16 protein-coding genes are annotated in these 18,998 nt (G+C 65.7%); 6 read left to right on the top strand and 10 right to left on the bottom strand.

What is annotated here, in order from left to right; translation table 11 throughout:
- Positions 1–11 precede the first annotated feature (11 nt).
- Both AC4NN3_RS00165 and AC4NN3_RS00160 read right to left on the bottom strand, forming a co-directional pair.
- Positions 12–677: a YiaD family glycine zipper/OmpA-like lipoprotein gene (locus AC4NN3_RS00165; RefSeq protein ID WP_491925122.1), complete on the bottom strand. Its 666-nt coding sequence runs from the start codon at positions 675–677 to the stop codon at positions 12–14.
- 99 nt (positions 678–776) lie between these two features.
- Positions 777–1,547, bottom strand: a complete 771-nt coding sequence (locus AC4NN3_RS00160) for an SDR family NAD(P)-dependent oxidoreductase (RefSeq protein WP_491925121.1) — start codon at positions 1,545–1,547, stop codon at positions 777–779.
- 161 nt (positions 1,548–1,708) lie between these two features.
- On the opposite strand from AC4NN3_RS00160, the gene AC4NN3_RS00155 reads away from it, so the two are divergent.
- The 3 genes from AC4NN3_RS00155 (at position 1,709) to AC4NN3_RS00145 (ending at position 4,788) form a co-directional block, all read left to right on the top strand.
- Complete coding sequence (locus tag AC4NN3_RS00155; protein ID WP_491925120.1) at positions 1,709–2,719, top strand: endonuclease/exonuclease/phosphatase family protein; 1,011 nt, start codon at positions 1,709–1,711, stop codon at positions 2,717–2,719.
- Positions 2,720–3,012: 293 nt separating this feature from the next.
- Positions 3,013–4,293 (top strand): 5-aminolevulinate synthase, encoded by a 1,281-nt coding sequence (gene hemA, locus AC4NN3_RS00150; RefSeq protein ID WP_491925119.1) that lies wholly within the window; start codon positions 3,013–3,015, stop codon positions 4,291–4,293.
- Between the two features lie 189 nt (positions 4,294–4,482).
- Complete coding sequence (locus tag AC4NN3_RS00145) at positions 4,483–4,788, top strand: DUF4342 domain-containing protein (RefSeq protein ID WP_491925118.1); 306 nt, start codon at positions 4,483–4,485, stop codon at positions 4,786–4,788.
- A 31-nt stretch (positions 4,789–4,819) separates the two neighbouring features.
- Here AC4NN3_RS00145 and AC4NN3_RS00140 read toward each other — a convergent pair whose 3' ends face one another.
- Positions 4,820–5,455, bottom strand: coding sequence for a response regulator transcription factor (locus AC4NN3_RS00140; RefSeq protein WP_491925117.1), 636 nt, complete (start codon positions 5,453–5,455; stop codon positions 4,820–4,822).
- Between the two features lie 215 nt (positions 5,456–5,670).
- The gene (gene mscL, locus AC4NN3_RS00135; protein ID WP_491925196.1) at positions 5,671–6,099 is read right to left on the bottom strand and encodes a large conductance mechanosensitive channel protein MscL; all 429 of its coding nucleotides are present in this window, start codon (positions 6,097–6,099) and stop codon (positions 5,671–5,673) included.
- A 171-nt stretch (positions 6,100–6,270) separates the two neighbouring features.
- Here mscL and AC4NN3_RS00130 point away from each other — a divergent pair, with 171 nt between their 5' ends.
- On the top strand, positions 6,271–7,893 hold the full coding sequence (locus AC4NN3_RS00130) for an ATP-binding response regulator (RefSeq protein ID WP_491925116.1): 1,623 nt from the start codon (positions 6,271–6,273) through the stop codon (positions 7,891–7,893).
- Here AC4NN3_RS00130 and AC4NN3_RS00125 read toward each other — a convergent pair.
- The 3 genes from AC4NN3_RS00125 to AC4NN3_RS00115 are packed head-to-tail and all read right to left on the bottom strand — an operon-like array spanning position 7,890 to position 10,223.
- Positions 7,890–9,245, bottom strand: coding sequence for an MATE family efflux transporter (locus AC4NN3_RS00125; protein WP_491925115.1), 1,356 nt, complete (start codon positions 9,243–9,245; stop codon positions 7,890–7,892). The two genes, AC4NN3_RS00130 and AC4NN3_RS00125, sit on opposite strands and share 4 nt — an antisense overlap.
- 16 nt (positions 9,246–9,261) lie before the next feature.
- Complete coding sequence (locus AC4NN3_RS00120; RefSeq protein ID WP_491925114.1) at positions 9,262–9,930, bottom strand: nucleoside/nucleotide kinase family protein; 669 nt, start codon at positions 9,928–9,930, stop codon at positions 9,262–9,264.
- Positions 9,930–10,223 (bottom strand): DUF6460 domain-containing protein, encoded by a 294-nt coding sequence (locus tag AC4NN3_RS00115; protein ID WP_491925113.1) that lies wholly within the window; start codon positions 10,221–10,223, stop codon positions 9,930–9,932. Before AC4NN3_RS00115 ends, AC4NN3_RS00120 begins: the two co-directional genes overlap by 1 nt.
- Positions 10,224–10,317: 94 nt before the next feature.
- Between AC4NN3_RS00115 and AC4NN3_RS00110 the strand changes: the two genes are divergently transcribed.
- Together AC4NN3_RS00110 and pdeM are read left to right on the top strand one after the other, a co-directional pair.
- A complete protein-coding gene (locus tag AC4NN3_RS00110) occupies positions 10,318–12,801 on the top strand; it encodes a ligase-associated DNA damage response DEXH box helicase (RefSeq protein WP_491925112.1) in 2,484 nt (827 codons plus the stop codon).
- The gene (pdeM, locus tag AC4NN3_RS00105) at positions 12,798–13,505 is read left to right on the top strand and encodes a ligase-associated DNA damage response endonuclease PdeM (RefSeq protein ID WP_491925111.1); all 708 of its coding nucleotides are present in this window, start codon (positions 12,798–12,800) and stop codon (positions 13,503–13,505) included. The genes AC4NN3_RS00110 and pdeM overlap by 4 nt, the downstream gene beginning before the upstream one ends.
- Here pdeM and AC4NN3_RS00100 read toward each other — a convergent pair whose 3' ends face one another.
- The 3 genes from AC4NN3_RS00100 to AC4NN3_RS00090 all read right to left on the bottom strand — a co-directional run bounded on the left by AC4NN3_RS00100 (position 13,506) and on the right by AC4NN3_RS00090 (position 18,869).
- Positions 13,506–14,267, bottom strand: a complete 762-nt coding sequence (locus AC4NN3_RS00100; protein ID WP_491925110.1) for a TIGR02186 family protein — start codon at positions 14,265–14,267, stop codon at positions 13,506–13,508.
- Entirely contained in the window at positions 14,264–15,190 is a 927-nt protein-coding gene (locus tag AC4NN3_RS00095) for a sulfite exporter TauE/SafE family protein (RefSeq protein ID WP_491925109.1), read from the bottom strand. The genes AC4NN3_RS00100 and AC4NN3_RS00095 overlap by 4 nt, the downstream gene beginning before the upstream one ends.
- A gap of 154 nt (positions 15,191–15,344) precedes the next feature.
- Positions 15,345–18,869 carry a peptidoglycan-binding protein gene (locus tag AC4NN3_RS00090; RefSeq protein ID WP_491925108.1) on the bottom strand — a complete coding sequence of 1,175 codons (3,525 nt, stop codon included), beginning with the start codon at positions 18,867–18,869 and terminating at the stop codon, positions 15,345–15,347.
- Positions 18,870–18,998: the final 129 nt, after the last annotated feature.

Genomic DNA, 18,998 nt, shown 5'->3' with positions numbered 1-18,998 from the left:
CGGCGATGCGATCAGCCGTTGATGGGCGCGATCTGGATCTCGACGCGACGGTTCTGGGCGCGGCCCTGCTCGGTCGCGTTGGACGCGATCGGGCTCGTCTCGCCCTTGCCCTCGATATAGAAGCGGCGCTGGTCGATGCCCTGATTGGCAAGGGCCGTGGCCACCGAGACGGCCCGGCGCTGGCTGAGGCCGAGATTGTAGGCGTCGTCGCCCTGGCTATCGGTGTGGCCATAGACATCGATGATCGACTTGTCGAACTTCTTGAGCACCAGGGCGACCGAGACCAGGGTCGAATTGAACTGGGGCTGCACCATGGATTCATCGGTGGCGAAGGTGATGTTGGACGGCATGTTGAGAATGATGTTCTGGCCGACGCGGGTCACCGAGACGCCGGTGCCCTGCAGCTGCGCGCGCAGCTCGGCTTCCTGCTGGTCCATATAGGAGCCGATGCCGGCGCCGGTCAGGCCGCCAACGCCGGCCCCGATCAGCGCGCCGACGCGCGGGTCGCCACCGGTGGCAACGCCGACAAGGGCACCGGCCAGGGCACCGCCGCCGGCACCGATCAGCGCGCCGCCGCTGGTGTTGGAAAGCTGGGACTCGCCGGTATACGGATTGGTGGTGGTGCAGGCGCTCAGCGCCAGTGTCGCGAGCAGCGCGACCAAGATCTTCGACTTCATAGACTATCCCCCTGAAGGATTCGGTTGGTGGCCTGTAGGTGCCTCCTCAATACGGCAGGATGGTGATGAACGAAAGAGGCTGAACAGTAGATGAATGGCTCAGGCGCTGGCCCAGCCGCCGTCAACCAGGAATTGCTGTCCCGAAATCATGGCGCTGTCTTCGGCCGCCAGGAACAGGGCCATGCGCGCGACATCGTCAGGATAGACATGGCCGGCCAGCGCCTGGCTGGCTTCGATGCTCTTTAGGGCTGCATCATCGAGCCAGAGCTTGAGCTGGCGCTCGGTGATGACGGCGCCGGGCACCAGCGAGTTGACGCGAATGCCCGAGCGGCCCAGTTCGCGGGCCATGGCGCGGCTGAGCCCATGAGTGGCAGCCTTGGCCGTCTCGTAGATGGGTAGCGAGGGTGACATGATCATCCAGCTGATCGACCCGGTATTGATGATGCTGCCCCGGCCGGCGGAGATCATGCCCGGAGCAACGGCCTGAATGGCGAAGAAGGCGTGCTTGAGGTTGACCGCCATGCGGGCGTCCCAATCGCCGGGAGTGACCTCGGCCCAGTCATGGCGCTGATCGTGGGCGGCATTGTTGACCAGCACCAGTGCCTCGCCATGTGCCTTGGCCAGATCGGCAATGGCCGCCTGATAGGCGGGGATATCGGTGATGTCACAGGCGATGAAGCGAGCCGTCTGGCCAAGCCCGTTCAGCTCTGCCGCCAGGGCATTGCCCTCGTCCGTCGCGATATCGACAAAGCCGACTCTGGCGCCCTGAGCGGCGAAGTTGCGCACCAGGGCCGCGCCGATGCCGGTGGCACCGCCCGAGATGACAACAGGCGTGCCAACCAGGCTGGGATAGTTGGCAAAAACGGGCATGGGCGATCTCCTCTGGCTGGACAGGGCTTAGCGCGGCGGTGGCCTTGCGGGCAAGCGGGCCCGGGCGAGGCAACCGGCTGTCATGACCTTGTCACCGTGCTGTCATGGCACCGACAGGGCTGAAGGCTAGGCGCTGCGCAGCATATCTATTGGAGATCTTCATGTCGCTCGATGCGGTCAAACCTGCCCAACCCATGCCGCTGCGCGGCCCCAGCCAGCGTGAACGCGCGACGCTGCTGGCGCTGGAGCGGAATGAGACCAATCATGCCGCGGCCCTTGCCGGCCTGGACTGCCTGCAGCGGGCGGAAGCCCCGGCTAGCACCCTCGGCGAACCGCTGGGCTTCCCGCTCACCATTGCCACCTGGAACCTGGAACGGTGCTATGCGGTGGAAGCTTCCGCCGCGCTGCTGGCCCACGAGCGCGCCGATATCGCCCTGCTCTCGGAGGTCGACAATGGCATGGCGCGCACGGGGCAGCGCCACACGGCGGCCGATATTGCCGGGTTGCTGGGCATGGGGCATGCGTTTGGCGTGGAGTTCCTCGAACTGGAACTGGGTGACGCCATGGAACTGCAGTTCTGCACCGATGACGTCAACCTGCATGGTTTCCATGGCAATGCGCTGCTGGCCCGCGCCGGGTTGCAGGCGCCGGTAATGATCCGGCTCGAGGCGCATGGGCACTGGTTCAGGCCAGAAAGCCCGGCGCATCGGATCGGTACGCGATGCGCCATTGCCGCCATGGTAATGACCACCGCCGGTCCGCTCTACCTGGTCTCGGTGCATCTGGAAAGCGCGGCCCAGGCCGATTATCGGGAACAACAGATGGCCGGCCTGATTGCAGCCATCGAGCAGATGGCGGGCACCATGCCGGTGGTGATCGGAGGCGATCTGAACACCGGCGTCGGCCATGCTGGCGATTTCGAGCAGGAGACGCTGTTCGCGCTCGCCACGCGCCACGGATTTGAACGCCATGGCGGCCCGCTCGAGCAAATGACGACGCGGACCAGCCGCATCAGCCGTGGCCCCAAGAGCGGCTATAAGCTGGACTGGTTCCTCACGCGCGGCGTGGTCGTCGAGCAGAGCAAGATCGTGCCCGCGGTGGCACCGGATGGCGAAGTGCTGTCGGACCATGATATGGTGATCGTCAGCATTGCAGGGCTTGCCGGTGACTAGCCCGGCATGGCGGCCTGTTGGCCGCCGTTCCCCGATTTCAGGCGGCGCCAATTGCTTGGCGGTGGGGGCGCGGCCATGGCTGCGCTGGCAGCGAGGCGCGTTTGACGCATTGTCGGGACAGGCCGGCCAGATTAGAATGAGTCTCAAGTTGCGCTGCGGTGATTTGGCGCTTAGGGGTCGGGCAGGTGGTCGCGCGGCATCTTGACTTATGTCAATGCGCCGCCGGCTTCGTTAAGCCAAGACTGCGTCGAATTCGGGCCCCGATCGGTCCGCAGCAGACAAAGGACGTTTCGATGGACTATCGCAGCATATTCGAAGATGCGGTTGATACGCTGCGGACGGAGAAGCGCTACCGGGTGTTCGCCGATCTCGAACGCGTGGCGGGGCAGTTCCCCCGCGCCATCTATCGCGACGATGCCGACAATGAGCGCGACATCACCATCTGGTGCTCCAATGACTATCTGGGCATGGGCCAGCACCCCAAGGTGATCAAGGCCATGCAGGACACCGCCGGCAAGCTGGGCGTCGGCTCGGGCGGCACGCGCAATATTTCCGGCACCAACCGGCCGCTGGTCGAGCTTGAGCGCTCGCTTGCCGACCTGCACCGCAAGGAAGCCGCCCTGGTCTTCACCTCAGGCTTTGTGTCGAACGAGGCCGGCATTTCCACCATTGCGCGGCTGCTGCCGGACTGCATCATCTATTCGGACCAGCTCAACCACGCCTCGATGATCCAGGGCGTGCGTCAGTCTGGCATGCAGAAGGTGATCTTCCGGCACAATGACGTGGCGCATCTGCGCGAGCTGCTCAGCCAGGTGGACCGCAAGCGGCCCAAGCTGATCTGCTTTGAATCGATCTATTCGATGGATGGCGACATCGCCCCGATCAAGGCGATCTGCGACCTGGCTGCAGAGTTCGGCGCGCTGACCTATATCGACGAAGTTCATGCCGTGGGCATGTATGGTCCGCGCGGCGGCGGCATTGCCGAGCGCGACGGGCTGATGGACCGGATCGACGTGATCGAGGGCACGCTGGCCAAGGGCTTCGGCACGATGGGCGGCTATATTGCCGCCAACAAGGCGATCATCGACGCGGTGCGCTCCTATGCGCCCGAGTTCATCTTCACCACCGCCCTGCCCCCGGCGCTATGTGCCTCGGCCCGCGCCTCGATCGAGCATCTCAAGACCAGCGGCCATGAGCGCATGATGCAGCAGCGCCAGGCCCGGCTCACCAAGGCCATCCTGGCCGATGCCGGCCTGCCGGTGATGGAGACCGAGACCCATATCGTGCCGCTGATGGTGGGCGATGCCCGCCAGTGCAAGGCAGCCAGCGACATGCTGCTGGAAAAGCACAATATCTATATCCAGCCGATCAACTACCCGACCGTGCCCAAGGGCACCGAGCGGCTGCGCATCACCCCGACGCCGCTGCATACCGACGAGATGGTGTTCGAACTGCGCCATGCGCTGGTCAGCGTGTGGACGAGCCTGGAACTGCCGCGCGAACGCGCCGACGCCAAGATCACCGCCCGCAAGCTGACCTCGGGTGACCTGACCCTGCCGACAGTGGGCGGCTAGGTTTTCGACCTTGCGTGCCCCCCAGGGGCACGCTGACTTTGGTCTGGGGGACCGTCTCTTCGGCGCTGCCGCCCGTGCGCAATTGCCCCCTGCAGCCCGGCAGCGTCCTGCCAGCATGGCTTGAGCCAGATCAATGCACCGCGCCCGGAGCGGGCCTAGCCTGTGCTCATCCACAGCAGGAGCATGGTCATGACCGAAGAGCCCAGAAACCGCCGCTTTACCGAAGACCTCGACATTGCCGGCCATCAGCTGATCGAGACGGTGCGTCGCCTGATCGCCGAGGGCAATGTCAGCCGGTTGCGCATCCGCGCCGAAGACGGCTCGGTCTTTCTCGAAATTCCGTTGACCGCAGGCGCCGTGGCCGGCGGCGTCATCGTGCTGACGGCCCCCTGGCTGGCCGCAATCGGCGCCATTGCCGGCCTTGCCACCAAGGTCAGGGTCGAGATCGTGCGCGACGCCGACAGCTCGGACAGCGGCGCGGAACCGCCGGCGTAGACCCGCCTGGCCGCGCCGGCGGGCCCTGCGTTCAGCCGGTCAGCACAATCCGCATCAGATCGGCGGTGTTACGGGCGCCGAGTTTTTCCATGACCCGGGCCCGATGCACCTCGATGGTGCGCGGGGAAATGCCCAGCAGGCGGCCAGCTTCCTTGTTGGACTGACCATTGCTGATCAGTTGCAGCACCTCGCGTTCGCGCGGGGTGAGCTGGGCAAAGCCGCGCACCTCGATCATCCGCCGGCCGCCCTGCATGGCGTTGAGATGCACGTCGCGACGCAAGGCATCGCGAATATCGGCGAGGAAGTGCTCGGTATCGATGGGTTTGCTGACCACGTCGGCAGCGCCGATCTTCATAGCGGTCACCGCTGCGTCGAGCTGGGGGTAGTCGGCCAGCATGAAGACCGGCGTGCCGGTTCCCATCGCCTTGATGCGGCGCAGCAGGCCGAGGCCGCTTTCCTCGCCCAACCGCAGATTGAGCACCACGATGTCGGGGAGGCGGCGCTCCAGCCCCACCAGGAACTGGGCTGCATCGATGGAGAAGGTGGTCTGAAAGCCCTCGAGGCGAAACAGTACGCTAAGCGCCTCGCAGGTGGCTGGGTCGGAATCGATGATATGGATCAGCCGGTCGCGGTTCAAAGCCGAACGGTAATAAAGGTCTTCGCTCATATTGCTCTGCCCTGGCATATTTCGCTTCGAAATGGTCACCAAGCCGACGATATTCTCAAAGCGGTAGTTTGCACTAAGGGTTCTCGCTCGCCGATACGGAGACTGCGTAGGTAGCACTACCAATTATGGGTATATTTACCTAGTATCAACCTGTCAACTGACTTTAGTCCTAGCTCTTTGTCGGAAAAAGCCAGCCCGCAGGCTGGCCTCCCGTTTCAGCGCGTGCGCAGGGCGTCGCGGATTTCGGTCAACAGCACTTCCTCGCGGCTGGGCGCGGGTGTCTCGGTCACGGGTTCCTTGGCCGCCTCACGCTTGAGCGAGTTGATGCCCTTGACCACCATGAACAGGACGAAGGCAATGATGGTGAACTTGACCACCGCGTTGATGAAGAGACCAACATTGAGTGTGGAAATGCCGGCCTCCTGCGCTGCCAGCAAGGAGGGTACGGGCAGATTATTCGGATTGGACAGCACGACGAACAGGTTGGAGAAGTCGATTCCGCCGATCAGCAGGCCGATCAGGGGCATGAAGATATCATCAACCACAGAAGAGACGATGGCGCCGAAGGCGGCGCCGATGATCACGCCGATCGCCAGATCGATCATGTTGCCCTTGATGGCGAAGTCGCGGAATTCCTTGAACATGGGTAGCCCTCTCATTTGTCTGTCCGCCTCTTCCCAAGGCGGCACCGCACTGCCGCGGAATTTAAACCTTGCTGAGCATCTGCCGAAAAAGCAATGGCAGAGTTGACCTTGCGCGGTTTGCCTGCGCGGCCGATAGTCGGGCTTCTCTAGTAACACGGTCCCGACACGTCCATGGCGCCAACCAAGAGCGACGCAGAAGCCAGCCTGCGGCAGGCCGTCGACCATGTGCCGCAGGGCATTGCCGTGTTCGACTCGCGATTGCGGCTGGTCACCTCGAATGCACGCTACAACAGTTTGCTGGAGCTGCCGACGGCGCTGCAAAGGCTGGGGACGCCGCTGTTCGACATCGCGCTGTTCCTGGCGGACCGGGGTGACCTGGGAGAAGGCGACGCGGCGCGACTGGCAATCGAGCGGATCAACATGCTGACCTCCTCGCCGGTGACAGTCACCCAGCGCGGCGGCAATGGCGGCCAGACGCTGGAGTTCTATTCGAGCCGCCTGCCCGATGGCGGGCTGGTCATTGCCTTTGCCGATGTCACCGCCCGGGTGCAGGCGGAACGGGCGCTCGAGCAGGTGAACCTGTCGCTGGAGGGCCGGGTGGCCGAGCGCACGGCGGCGCTGACACGGGTCAATGCCGAGCTGGAAAGTGCCCGCGCCAAGGCCGATGCCGCCAATCACGACAAGACGCGGTTCCTGGCCGCGGCCAGCCATGACCTGCTGCAGCCGCTCAATGCGGCGCGGCTTTATACGTCAACATTGATCGAGCGCGCCAAATCCACCGGGCTGGCCGATCTGGCCAATTCCATCGAGGCCTCGCTGACCGCAGTGGAAGACATCATGTCGGCGCTGCTCGACATTTCCCGCATCGACAGCGGGGCGCTCAAACCGGCACCGGCGCCGGTGGCAGCGCGCGACCTGCTCAAGCGCATCGAGGTCGAATTCGGGCCGATGGCGCGCGAGCGCGATATCACGCTGCGCATCGTGGCGAGCAGTTCGTCGGTGCTGGTGGATCGCTCGCTGGTGGGGCGCATCGTGCAGAACCTGGTCTCGAACGCCATCAAATATACCCATCGCGGCGGCAAGGTGCTGGTCGGGCTGCGGCGGCGCGGCAACCGGATGCGGCTCGACGTGATCGATACCGGCATCGGCTTCAACAAGGACCAGCACCGGCTGCTGTTTGCCGAGTTTTCGCGGCTGGAGCGTGGTGCTCGCATGGCGCAGGGCCTGGGGCTGGGCCTCTCCATCGTGCAGCGCCTGGTGGCGGCGCTGGGGCTGACGCTGGAGCTCGACAGCGTCGAGGGGCGCGGCTCGCGCTTCTCGCTGTTCCTGCCGCTGACGCGGACCATCCGACCCAGCGCCGAACCCGAGCCCTCGCCTGCCGAGCTGCATTTCGGCACGCGGGGCCTCAAGATCCTGTGCGTGGATAATGAACGCGCCATCATCGAGGCCATGGAGGGGCTGCTGACCCATTGGGGCTGCGATGTGCGCAGCGCCCTCTCACTCAAGCAGATCGACAAGGAACAGCTGCTCGAGGGCTGGTATCCCGACCTGGTACTGATGGATTACCACCTCGACCAAACGTCGGGGCTCGATGCCATCGAATGGCTGCGCCACAATCTGGGCGGGCACCTGCCCGCCGCGCTGGTAACGGCGGATCGCAGCCCGGCAGTGCGGGCGCTGGCCGAGGAGCGCGGCATTGCCGTGGTGACCAAGCCGGTCAAGCCGGCCGCCCTGCGCGCCGCCATCAGTGGTCTCGCCAACCAGGCGCGCAGCCCCAGCCCGCGCATCAGCTAGGTCGGATCGCTGAAAAGCCCCGCCCGGCGGCGCTCCAGCGCCCACCAGTAGATGACGCCGCGGGCCAGAAACCAGACATGCAGGGCCAGCCAGAGCCCGAGATTGCCCAGAAGCGGCTGCAGCAGCAGCGCGGCGGCGAGGAAGACCGCGAGGGAAATCACCATGCCATTGCGCATGGTGGTGTTGAGGGTAGCCCCGATCAGGATGCCGTCATAGACGAAGGCCGGCATGAAGGTGAGGGCGCAGAGCGCGGCAATGGGCAGGTAGCTGGTGGCCTGCGTCCGGACCTCCGCATTGGTGGTCATCAAACCGATCAGCGTGGGGCCGCCGAGAAACCAGGCCAGCCCGAGGCCGCCGGCGATGGCCAGGCCCCAGAGAAAGCTCAACCCATAGGCGCGATCGAAGGCGGGGCGCCAATTGGCGCCGACGGCCTTGCCGGTGAGCTGCTCGGCGGCCTGGGCGATGCCATCGAGGAAAAAGCCCACGACCATGAGCAGATTGAGCAGGATGGCATTGGCCGAGAGCGCCACCTCGCCCATGCGCGAACCCTGGGCCGCAAACCAGGCATAAGCGCCCATCAGCGCCATGGAGCGGATCATCAGGTCGCGGCTGAGGCCGAACATGCGTTTGAGCGCGGTGGCATCGAGCAGCTCGCCCGGCGCGATGTGGGCCAGCACGGCACGGAGCCCACCATAATGGCGCAGCAGCAGAGCCAGGCCGACAATGGCGGCCACGACCTGCCCCAGCACGGTGCCGGCGGCAGCGCCGGCCACACCCCAGCCCAGCGGGTAGACGAAAGCAATGCTGGCGGCGATGTTGATGCCGTGCAGCAGAAACTGCAGCGCCATGCCGGTGGTGGCGGCAGCCCGGCCATAGAACCAGCCGAGCAGGGCATAGTTGATCAGCGAGAAGGGCGCCGACCAGATGCGGACGGCAAAGTAGTCGGCCAGGGCGGCGCCGGTGCCCGCACCCGGCGCCAGCAGGCTGGCGGCCAGCCAGAGAATGGGTCCGCCCAGCGCGATCATGACAATGCCGATGCCGATGGCGAGCAGGATGGCTCGGCTGACATGGAGCAGGCCATCGCGGGGATCGCGGGAACCGACCGCCTGGGCGGTGAGGCCCGCCGTGCCGATGCGCAGGAAATAGGCCAGCGAGAAGATGACGTCAAAGACCAGCGCGCCCAGCACGAGGCCGCCCAGCAGGCCGGCATCGCCGAGCCGGCCGACCACGGTGATATCGACAATGCCCACCAGGGGCTCGGTGATGAAGGCGAGCGAGGCCGGCAGCGCGATTTTCCACACATCGGCGTGGCGCACGTCGAAGGGGTATTGGGGACGCGCGCCGGTGGTCATGGGAGTGCTCGCAGAATCAGTGCTCGGTGAGCAGGCAGATCACCACATCGGCCCGGTCCTGCGACAGGGAAACCAGATCATAATTCGGCAGATCATTGCGGGCGATATGGGCGCGGTTGCGCTCCTCGCTGAACAGACCGGCCTCGGCATGGCGCCTAAGCAGGCGGGCCTCGACCACATCGCGCGGCACATCGATGAAGACGGCATAGTCGAGCAGCGGCTTGACCCCGGCAAAGGGGCCTTCGGTCAGCAGCAGATAATTGCCCTCGACGACCAGCACCCGCACATCGGGGCCGACGGTAAAGGCGTCGTCCACGACATCCTCGATCTGGCGCGAATAGCCGGGGCCGCTGACGGCAGCCTGGGCGCCCTTGAGATGGTGCAGAAAGCTGACAAAGGCCGCGCCTTCAAAGGTATGCGGGGCGCCTTTGAAATCGGTCTGCCCCATGGCCTCAAGCTTGGCGTGGCGGATGTGAAAGCCATCCATGGGCACCAGCTGGGCGCTGCCCTGCTTGGTGGCATTGAGCATGGTGACGATCTCGGCCGCCAAAGTGGACTTGCCGGTGCCCGGACCGCCGGCAATGCCGATGGCGATGCGGGCATGCGCTTGGCTCTCCAGCTCGAGGATATGCGGCACGAGGCGCTGCAGCGCCTGCTGCGGCGTGAGGCTGAGACGGGTGGGCATCACGATCTCCGGGTCAGGCGGATCAGCAACCAGATGGGCACGACCAGCACCGCGCCGGTGATGACATAGGCGCCAAGATCGCGGAACACGCCGAAGCCATCGCGCAAGGCATCGTGAAACAGCTCGATGGCGCCGTCGATGACGTCCTGTGGCCGGACGCCGAACACCGACATCAGGAAGCCCACAAGCAGGGACACCAGCACCAGCCGGAAAATAACGCCAGCGGGGCTGCCGCCGAAGAACCGTTCGACGGCACCGCGACGCCTTGGCTCGGTGGGATAGGGATCGCTCATCGGTGTTCCTCCGCCCGCTGTCGGGATGCTGGGTGATCATATAGGGTGTTTTCTGATTTGCAGAAGACTTGAACGCTTCTGCCGGAGCTTAGATTTGGCTGAACTGCCTCCCGTCATTACCGCGTGGTTTGCCGCCAAGGGCTGGGCGCCGCGGCAGCACCAGATCGATGTGCTCGAGAGCTGGAATGCCGGCGCATCGGCGCTGCTGATTGCGCCCACCGGGGCGGGCAAGACGCTGGCCGGGTTTCTGCCGACGCTGGCCGATCTGGTTGCCGGCGACCATCAAGGCCTGCACACGCTCTACATTTCCCCGCTCAAGGCGCTGGCAGTGGACGTGCAGCGCAATCTCACGGGCCCGATCCTCGAGATGGGTCTGACAATCACGGCGGAAACCCGCACCGGGGATACGCCGGCCAGCAAACGGGCGCGGCAGCGCGCCAAGCCGCCGCATATCCTGCTCACCACGCCCGAGCAATTGGCGCTGCTGATCAGCCATCCGCATGCCGAGCTGTTTTTCGGCTCGCTCAAGCGCATCGTGCTCGATGAGCTGCATGCGCTGGTGACCTCCAAGCGCGGCGAGCTGCTGTCGCTGGCGCTGGCGCGGATTGCCAGCCTGGCGCCAAACCTGCAGATCACCGCCCTGAGCGCCACCGTGGCGCGACCGGACCTGCTGCGCGACTGGATTGCCCAACCGGTGCCCGGCCGTGTGACAAAGCTGCTGGAAACCACGGGCGGGGCGGCGCCGGTGCTGGAAATCCTCGCCACGCAGGAGCGCCTGCCCTGGGCTGGCCACTCGGCTAACTATGCCCATCGCGACCTCTACGAGACGATCAAGCAGCACCGGACGACGCTGCTGTTCGTCAATACGCGCAGCCAGGCCGAGCTGCTGTTTCAGGGGTTGTGGGCGATCAATGACGACATGCTGCCCATCGCGCTGCATCATGGTTCGCTCTCGGTGGAGCAGCGGCGCAAGGTGGAAAGCGCCATGGTGGCTGGCACGCTGCGGGCCGTGGTCTGCACCTCGACGCTCGACCTGGGCATTGACTGGGGCGATGTGGACCTGGTGGTGCAGGTGGGGGCGCCCAAGGGCAGCTCGCGCATGCTGCAGCGCATCGGCCGGGCCAATCACCGGCTCGACGAAGCCTCCAAGGCGCTGCTGGTGCCGTCCAACCGCTTCGAGGTGCTCGAATGCGAGGCGGCGCTGGAAGCGGTGGCCGAACGGCACCAGGACAGCGAGGACCCGGTCAATGGCGGCTATGACGTGCTGGCCCAGCATATCATGGGCATGGCCTGTGCCAGCCCCTTTGCCGCCGATGCGCTTTATGACGAGGTTCGGCTGGCCTGGCCCTATCGCGACCTGCCGCGCGGCCAGTTCGACCGGGTGCTCGATTTCGTCGCCACCGGCGGCTATGCGCTCAGAGCCTATGAGCGCTATGCCCGGCTCAAGCTGACGCCGGAGGGCACCTGGCGGGTGGCCAATCCGCAGGTGGCCCAGCAATACCGACTCAATATCGGCACCATCATCGAGGAGCCGATGGTCAAGGTGCGGCTGGTGCGGGCGCGCGGGCTCAAGAAGGGCCAGTCGCAAAGCCCGATCGGCGCCGGCGGGCGGGTACTGGGCGAGATGGAGGAATATTTCTTCGGCACGCTGCTGGTGGGCGACACCTTCATGTTCGGCGGCGAGATCGTGGCCTTCGAGGGCATGCGCGACAACGAGGCCTTTGTCAGCCGGGCGCAAGCCACCAATCCCAAGATCCCCTCCTATATGGGCGGGCGGTTTCCGCTCTCGACCTATCTGGCCGAGCGGGTGCGGCGGATCATGGATACGCCGGACGACTGGCACAAGCTGCCCGACCAGGTGAGCGACTGGCTGCGGCTGCAGCGCGACATCTCGGTGCTGCCGCGCCGCGATAGCCTCTTGGTCGAAACCTTTCCGCGCGGCACGCAGAACTACCTGGTCTGCTATCCCTTCGAGGGGCGGCTGGCGCACCAGACGCTGGGCATGCTGCTGACGCGGCGGCTGGAGCGGGCACGGGCGCGGCCGCTGGGCTTTGTCGCGTCCGAATATGCGCTGGCGATCTGGGGGCTGGGCGACCTGTCCGGCCTGATCCGCACCAATCGGCTGTCGCTGGACGAGCTGTTTTCCCAAGACATGCTGGGCGACGACCTCGAGGCCTGGCTCGATGAATCGGCGCTGATGAAGCGCACCTTCCGCAATTGCGCGATCATTGCCGGGCTGATCGAGCGGCGCCATCCCGGCCGCGAAAAGAGCGGGCGGCAGATCACCATGAGTTCGGACCTGATCTATGACGTGCTCTACCAGCACGAGCCGGACCATATTCTCATCCAGGCCACAAGGCGCGACGCCGCCCGTGGCCTGCTCGATATTGGCCGGCTGGGCGACATGCTGGCCCGTATTCGCAACCATATCGTGCACAAGCCACTGAACCGGATCTCGCCGCTGGCCGTACCGGTCATGCTCGATATCGGCAAGGAGCCGATTTTCGGGGAAGGCCGCGAATCGGCTATGGCTGATGCGGCAGACGAACTGATGCGCGAGGCGCTTGGACAGAATTGAGTCAGGTCCAATTGCAGGCCGAGATCACGGAGACACCGATCTTGCGCTTTGCCGGCCATAATTTTGAGCCCCTGCCCTCCGGCGCGCTGTACTGGCATGCCCAGCAGACGCTGCTGGTGGCGGACCTGCACCTAGACAAGATGGGCAGCTTCGCCCGGCGCGGGCAGATGCTGCCGCCCTATGATACGGGGCTGACGCTGGGCCGGCTCGAGGCGGACCTGCGCCGCACCGGCGCGGTGCGCATGGTGGCGCTGGGCGACAGCTTTCACCGGGCCGATGCCGCCGCGCATCTGGGCGCGGCCGACCGGGTGCGGCTCGAAACCATTGCCGCCAGCATCGACTGCATCTGGCTGTCCGGCAATCACGACCCGCTGCCCAACGGGCTGGTGGGGACCGCCCTGCCCGAGATCGAACTGCTTGGCCTGACGCTGACGCATGAGCCGCGACGCGGGACTGTCGGCCTGATCGCGGGTCACCTGCACCCGGCGGCGCAAATCCGCTTGGATGGCCGGTCGACGCGACGCCCCTGCTTCGTGCATGACAACCGGCTGCTCATCCTGCCGGCCTATGGCGCCTCGACGGGGTCGATCAATATCCTCTCGCCCGCCTTTGCCGGTCTGCTGCACTTTCCGGCGCTGGAGGTGACGATGCTGGGCAAGGACCGGACCTATCCGGTCAGTATCCAGCGCCTGGTGCGTTCCTGATCAGCGCTTGAACAGCGCGCCGCCGAGCCAGCCGGTAAACAGCGCCAGCAACACGCAGATTATGCCATAGAGCAGCGGCTGCTGCACGGCGGACAGGGCCAGGAAACGTTCAAAGCCGATCTTGCGCACGGAAAAGCCCTCCGACTTGCGCGCAATGACCTCGCCATTCTTGAACACAAAAGTCAGCGCCACATAGGGACCGGGCGGGGCATTGCTGGGCAGGGTCAGGCGGGCTGAGTAGAAATTGTCGGAGAGGAAATTGACGCCGTTTTCCTGGACGCCGAACAGGCCTTCCTCGCCCATCAGCCGCACCAGTTCGCGGCTGAAGATCTCGGTCTTCCACCAGTCGGCCGTGCTGGCGGCCAGTGTGTAGGCCTCGGGCAGGATGCCGTTGGCGGTCAGCGTGGTGACATCGGTGATATCGGTGAGACGGCTGCTTGAGAGCACCTGCAGGTAGCTGGGGAAATTGTCGAACTCGACGCGGTCGGTGTTGAGCCAGATGCCGAAATTGTGGGTCTTTTCGCGTGCCACCCGGTCCTGCGTCGGGCCGAGGACAACGATCACCACATGGAAGGGTCCGGTGACAAACCTCTGCTCAGAACCGGCATCGGGGGCGATGGAGCCAAAAAAAGTCATCCGCTCGCCATCAAAGCTCGAGGTGATCTCGATGCTGTCATTGGACAGCTGGGAGACCAGGCGCTCGGCACTGGCAGGCAGGACCAGCAGCAGCGCGAGCAGCAGGCTGACAAGCAGGCGGGTCAATTGGCACCGCCCAGCACTTCGGTGCTGAACACATCGGCCGGGGTCAGGACCAGCGAGAAGCCAAAGCGGATCGCCACCGCCAGCACCAGCAGAGCCAACAGGCCGCGCAGCTGTTCGCCGCGCAACTGCTTGCCCGCAGAGGCGCCAAACTGCGCGCCTACGGTGCCGCCAACCATGAGGCAGAAGGCCAGCAGAATATCGACGCTCTGGCTCTGCACCGCATGCAGCACGGTGGTGGCGGCCATCATGGCCACAACCTGGGCCAGCGAGGTGCCGATGACGACGCTGCCGGGTACGCGCAGCAGGTAGACCAGCGCCGGCACCATGATGAAGCCGCCACCAATGCCGAGCAGCGAACCGACAAAGCCGATGAACACACCGATTACCAGCACCGGAAGGACGCTGATATAGAGGCGCGATTTCTTGAAGCGCACGCGCCAGGGCAGGCCGTGGATCCAGTTGTGCTGGTTGGGCTGGCGCTCGCGCACGACCACGCCCTTGCGCGACTTGAGCAAGGCGCGGGTGGATTCGATCAGCATCAGGGTGCCGACGGAGCCGAGCAGGACCAGAAAACCCACCGAAATAACGAAATCGAGCTGGCCGGCAGACCGCAACAGATCGAATGCCGCCACGCCGAACACGGCGCCGACAATGCCCGACAGTACCAGATAGAGCGCCAGGTGCAGATCGATGCCGCCGCGCCGGTAATGGCTGAGCGCACCCGAGGTCGAGGCCGCCACGACCTGGCCGGTCACCGAGGCCACAGCTACCGAGGCCGGCACCCCGGAAAAGATCAACAGGGGCGTGAGCAGGAAACCGCCGCCAACGCCGAACAGGCCCGACAGAAATCCGACCGCCCCTCCGATCCCCACGAGAAAGAAGAGGTTCATCGAAAGCTCGGCGATCGGCAGATAGATCTGCAAGACCCTGGTTCCGTTCGAAATGACTACAGCGGCACTACCCTACAGGGTTGTCCGTCAACAATAAGTCAAAAGTTCCCACCTTTTGCCGGCGGGAACATCAAATCCCTCGTCCCCACCGCGCATGGCATGCGCGGTGTCACAACGGGGCTTTATGTCAGACCGGCTGACTGCCAAGCACGGCCAGCAGGCGCGGGTTGATGGTGCCAGTTTCGCTCATGCCGGTGCCCCGCTCGAAGGTGCGGATCGCTTCGGTCGTCTTGGGTCCGACCACGCCATCGGGGGTACCGACATCAAAGCCGAGCTTGCCGAGCGCCAGTTGTACCTTGGCAATCACCTCGCGCGAGGTGATCGGCTCGCCGGCGACGAACGTGTCTGACCAGGTGCCGATGGGAGCAAAGTTGGCGGCCAGGTCGATCGGGGTCATTTTCCAGACCGCCACTTCGGCGTTGATGCGGCTGACCGCGTCGGCGCTGAGGGACTTGGCAATGTCCTCGCTGGCCTTGGTCGCATCGGCGTCGCCGCCACGAGCCGCCAGGGCAAACCACTTGTAGGACTGCTCGAAGTCCTGCGGCACACCCAGGCCCCGCGCATAGAGCATGCCCAGGTTGAACTGGCTGTCGGTCATGCCGCGCGACGCGGCCTGCTCGAACCATTCGGCGGCAGTCTCGAAGGCCTGCTCGCCCAGTTGGCCGCCGGCATAGAGCGCCGCCAGATTGTGCATGGCCATGCGGTTGGCCGCCTCGGCCGCGCGCTGGTACCACAGCTTGGCAATGGCGAGGTCCTTGTCGACGCCGGTGCCGGTCTCGTAGAGATTGCCCAGGCGATACTGGGCAGGCACGAAGCCCTGCGCGGCCGAGCGCTCGTACCAGATGGCCGCTTCGGGATAGTTCTGCGCGACGGCGCGCCCCTCGCCGAAGATGGCGGCGACTTCGAACTGCGCCTTGGCATTGCCATTGGCCGCAGCCTGGCGCAGTTCGAGCGGTCCGATCTCTTCGGCCGGCAAGGCAAAGGTCGCCGTGCTTGCGGGCTGGCTGGCAATGCTGCCGGTCACCAGTTGCTCTGTTGCCGGCACAAGGGCAGGCGCCGATGCCGTGCCAGGGGCCGCGGTGCTGGCCAGCAAGGATGCCGGCATCGGCGTCGTGGGCATGGCCGAGCGGGTGAAACTGGACACATTGGGGTTGATCGAGCCGGTGGCCGTGTCGTCGATCATGTCGATGACGCGCGGCTCGGGCCGAACCAGGGAGACCTCGTCAGCGGCGGCCGGCTCTTTAACGGGTGGAGCCACCGGCGCCGGTGCCGCGGCGGCAGCCTGCTGCGGCTGCTCGGCCATGCGCTGCATGACCAGATTGAGCGCCAGCATGGACACCGCGACCAGGGTGGCGGCCAGCAGCAGCGGCCGGCGATGGCGGATCAGAAAGCCGGGCTGCTGTTCGGTGTCTTCGTCAGGGCTGGCGAAGGACGGGGCAGCCGCCTCGACGCTCGGGGCTTTGCCCGGCTTGGCCTTGACCGGCTTGTCGACAGGGGGCAGCGGCTCGGCGCCAGTCGCCGGTGCCTTGTCCGGCATGAAGCGCGACAGGGCGCGGCTGATGATCGAATTGCCCGTGACATCGGGAACAGCCGCTTCGGTGCGGGCGCGCTGGGCGCGGCGTGCGGCGGCGACGAAAGTGCTGGTGCTGTTCTGGCTGAGCTGGGCTTCGGCGTGTGACACCGGTGGCGTCACGCCGAACGGCTCGGCAGGAGCGTTGGCCAGGCTCGACTGCGGGCGCGGCGGGCGCTCGACGCTGGCCGGATCAAAGGCAGGGCGGCCGGCCGGTGCCGACGTGGGTGCTTTGCTGACAACGGGCTTGCTGGCCTCTGCCGGTTTGCTTGCTGCGGGCGGTGCGGCGGCAACGCTGGGTGGCGTGGCGCTGATCTTGGCCGCCAGGGCGGAACGCACCGGGCTGGTGTCGCGGAAACCCGGATCGATCAGCGGGGCATCGTCGCCCGGATTGGTGGGCATGGCATCGCTCTCGGCCAGCGGGCTGCCCAGGGCCGCCAGCATGGCCTCAAGCCGTTCGCCATTGCTGCCTCTGGCGGTTTCGCCATCCGGCGCAGGCCGGTCGGTGATGGCGGCCGGGCGCGCCGCCACGGGCTCTGCACCGGCGCCGCTGCCACCCTGCCGGGCGTCAGCGCGATGGTTCAGCGCCGCTTCGAGGCGCAGCAGCCGTTCGGCGGTATCCTGGCCGGCGGTGTTGAACAGGGCGGTGATGCGCTGCTCGAGGGCCTGCATGCTGTCCTGACCCATGCCGGGCGCAGCCGGGGCGGCCGATCTGGCCACGGCCTGGGAGGTCTTTTCGGCCACCAGGTCAGCCAGCGTTTCATAGTCGGGGGTCTTGCCGGCGCTCTTGATGAGCGTGGACAGGCGGTCCTCGATGCTCTTGAGGCTGTCGGGCCCGAACATGGCAACCGGCGCCGGTGCCTTGCGGGTCACCGCTTCGCTGGTGCGCTCGGCCACCAGGGTGGCGACAGCCTCGATGCTGGCGGCGTCCTGCGGCGCGGCATAGAGCTTGGTCAGGCCGTTGAGCTGGGCGCCGGTTTCATCCATGCGCTTGATCAGCAGCTTGAGCTGGCCCTCGACCTGGGTGGTATCGGCAGCCGGCCCCATGCGACCCGACAGCGCTTCGAGCTGGCTTTCGATGCGGTCAAAGCGCGGCGCCATGCCGGCCATGACAGCCTGGCGCAGCGCCATGACGTCCTGCTTGAGGCCGGCAACATCGCCATTGGCGGCCTGGAAGTCGCCGATGCGCGAGGCCAGCGCATCCACCTTGTTGACCAGGGCGCCGGGGGCCGTCTCGCGGTCCTTCATGGCCTTGGTGAAGGCGGCCATTTCAGCGGTCAGCCGCTCGAAATCGCCCGAGGACAAGGTCACGTTCTTTTCGATGGAATCGATGCGATCATAGACATTGCGCACGCCGGCCTCGATGGCCGCCATGGCCGGGACGAGCGCGGCGGCATCAGGGGAGGAGGGAGCAGCGGCAAGGCGGTCCTCGCGGCCGATCTCGCGCTCCATCTGCTGGGCCTGCAGTTCGGCCAGCTTGCCGACGGTGGTGGACAGATCATCCAGGCGCTTGTTGATGGCGTTGAGCCCAACCTTGGGGCCCTTCTCGATCAGCGCGGCCAGGGCGGCAATCTGGGATTCGAGGCGCTTGACCTGCCCGGTCTCGCCGACGGCGCCGGCCAGCAGTTCAACCACATGGGTCAGTTGCTCGACCTGGCTGGCCACTTCATGCACGCTACCATTGCTGGTGCGCTGGGATTTGAGTTCGCCTTCAAGGGTCTCAAGACGCCCCGAGAGCCCGCCAACCAGACCGCTCAGCTCACGGAATTCGGGCATGTCGATGACGCGGTGACCGAGAGCGGCCGCGGTGCCCGAAATCTGCCGGCCGCGGATTTCGGCGATGGCACTGGCCAGGGAATCCTGCTCGGCCTCGATCTGCTCGGCCTCATCGCGATAGCTGAAGCGGTCGACCGCGCGCTTGACGGTGCGCAGCGCCTCGCGGCGGCGATCGACAGGCTCGGGGCCCAGGACCTGATCGCGCAGGTTGCGGACGCGCTGGGACAGGCCGTCCAGCGCCGGCTCGTCGCGTTCGACACGCTCGACGCGGGCGTAACGCCCCTCGACCTGATCCAGGAGAGCCACCAGTTCACCGCGCAATGCCTGCCACTCGCCCGGCTGAGGGTCTGCGACCCGGTCGGGACTATCCTGGAATGAGTGCGCGCGGGCCATAAACGGTACCTGTCATGAGAAGACGGCGCCCTCGCGATTCAA

Source organism: Devosia sp. MDV22-iso42 (genome assembly GCF_058629155.1).
This window is presented reverse-complemented; position numbering and strand designations above follow the sequence as displayed.

What these genes read in the sequence shown, in the direction of transcription:
- AC4NN3_RS00115 (WP_491925113.1), bottom strand. Translation starts at nt 10,223, where the DNA reads ATGAGCGATCCCTATCCCACCGAGCCAAGGCGTCGCGGTGCCGTCGAA.
- mscL (WP_491925196.1), bottom strand. Translation starts at nt 6,099, where the DNA reads ATGTTCAAGGAATTCCGCGACTTCGCCATCAAGGGCAACATGATCGAT.
- AC4NN3_RS00125 (WP_491925115.1), bottom strand. Translation starts at nt 9,245, where the DNA reads ATGACCACCGGCGCGCGTCCCCAATACCCCTTCGACGTGCGCCACGCC.
- AC4NN3_RS00160 (WP_491925121.1), bottom strand. Translation starts at nt 1,547, where the DNA reads ATGCCCGTTTTTGCCAACTATCCCAGCCTGGTTGGCACGCCTGTTGTC.
- hemA (WP_491925119.1), top strand. Translation starts at nt 3,013, where the DNA reads ATGGACTATCGCAGCATATTCGAAGATGCGGTTGATACGCTGCGGACG.
- AC4NN3_RS00155 (WP_491925120.1), top strand. Translation starts at nt 1,709, where the DNA reads ATGTCGCTCGATGCGGTCAAACCTGCCCAACCCATGCCGCTGCGCGGC.
- AC4NN3_RS00120 (WP_491925114.1), bottom strand. Translation starts at nt 9,930, where the DNA reads ATGCCCACCCGTCTCAGCCTCACGCCGCAGCAGGCGCTGCAGCGCCTC.
- AC4NN3_RS00165 (WP_491925122.1), bottom strand. Translation starts at nt 677, where the DNA reads ATGAAGTCGAAGATCTTGGTCGCGCTGCTCGCGACACTGGCGCTGAGC.
- AC4NN3_RS00145 (WP_491925118.1), top strand. Translation starts at nt 4,483, where the DNA reads ATGACCGAAGAGCCCAGAAACCGCCGCTTTACCGAAGACCTCGACATT.
- AC4NN3_RS00140 (WP_491925117.1), bottom strand. Translation starts at nt 5,455, where the DNA reads ATGAGCGAAGACCTTTATTACCGTTCGGCTTTGAACCGCGACCGGCTG.
- AC4NN3_RS00130 (WP_491925116.1), top strand. Translation starts at nt 6,271, where the DNA reads ATGGCGCCAACCAAGAGCGACGCAGAAGCCAGCCTGCGGCAGGCCGTC.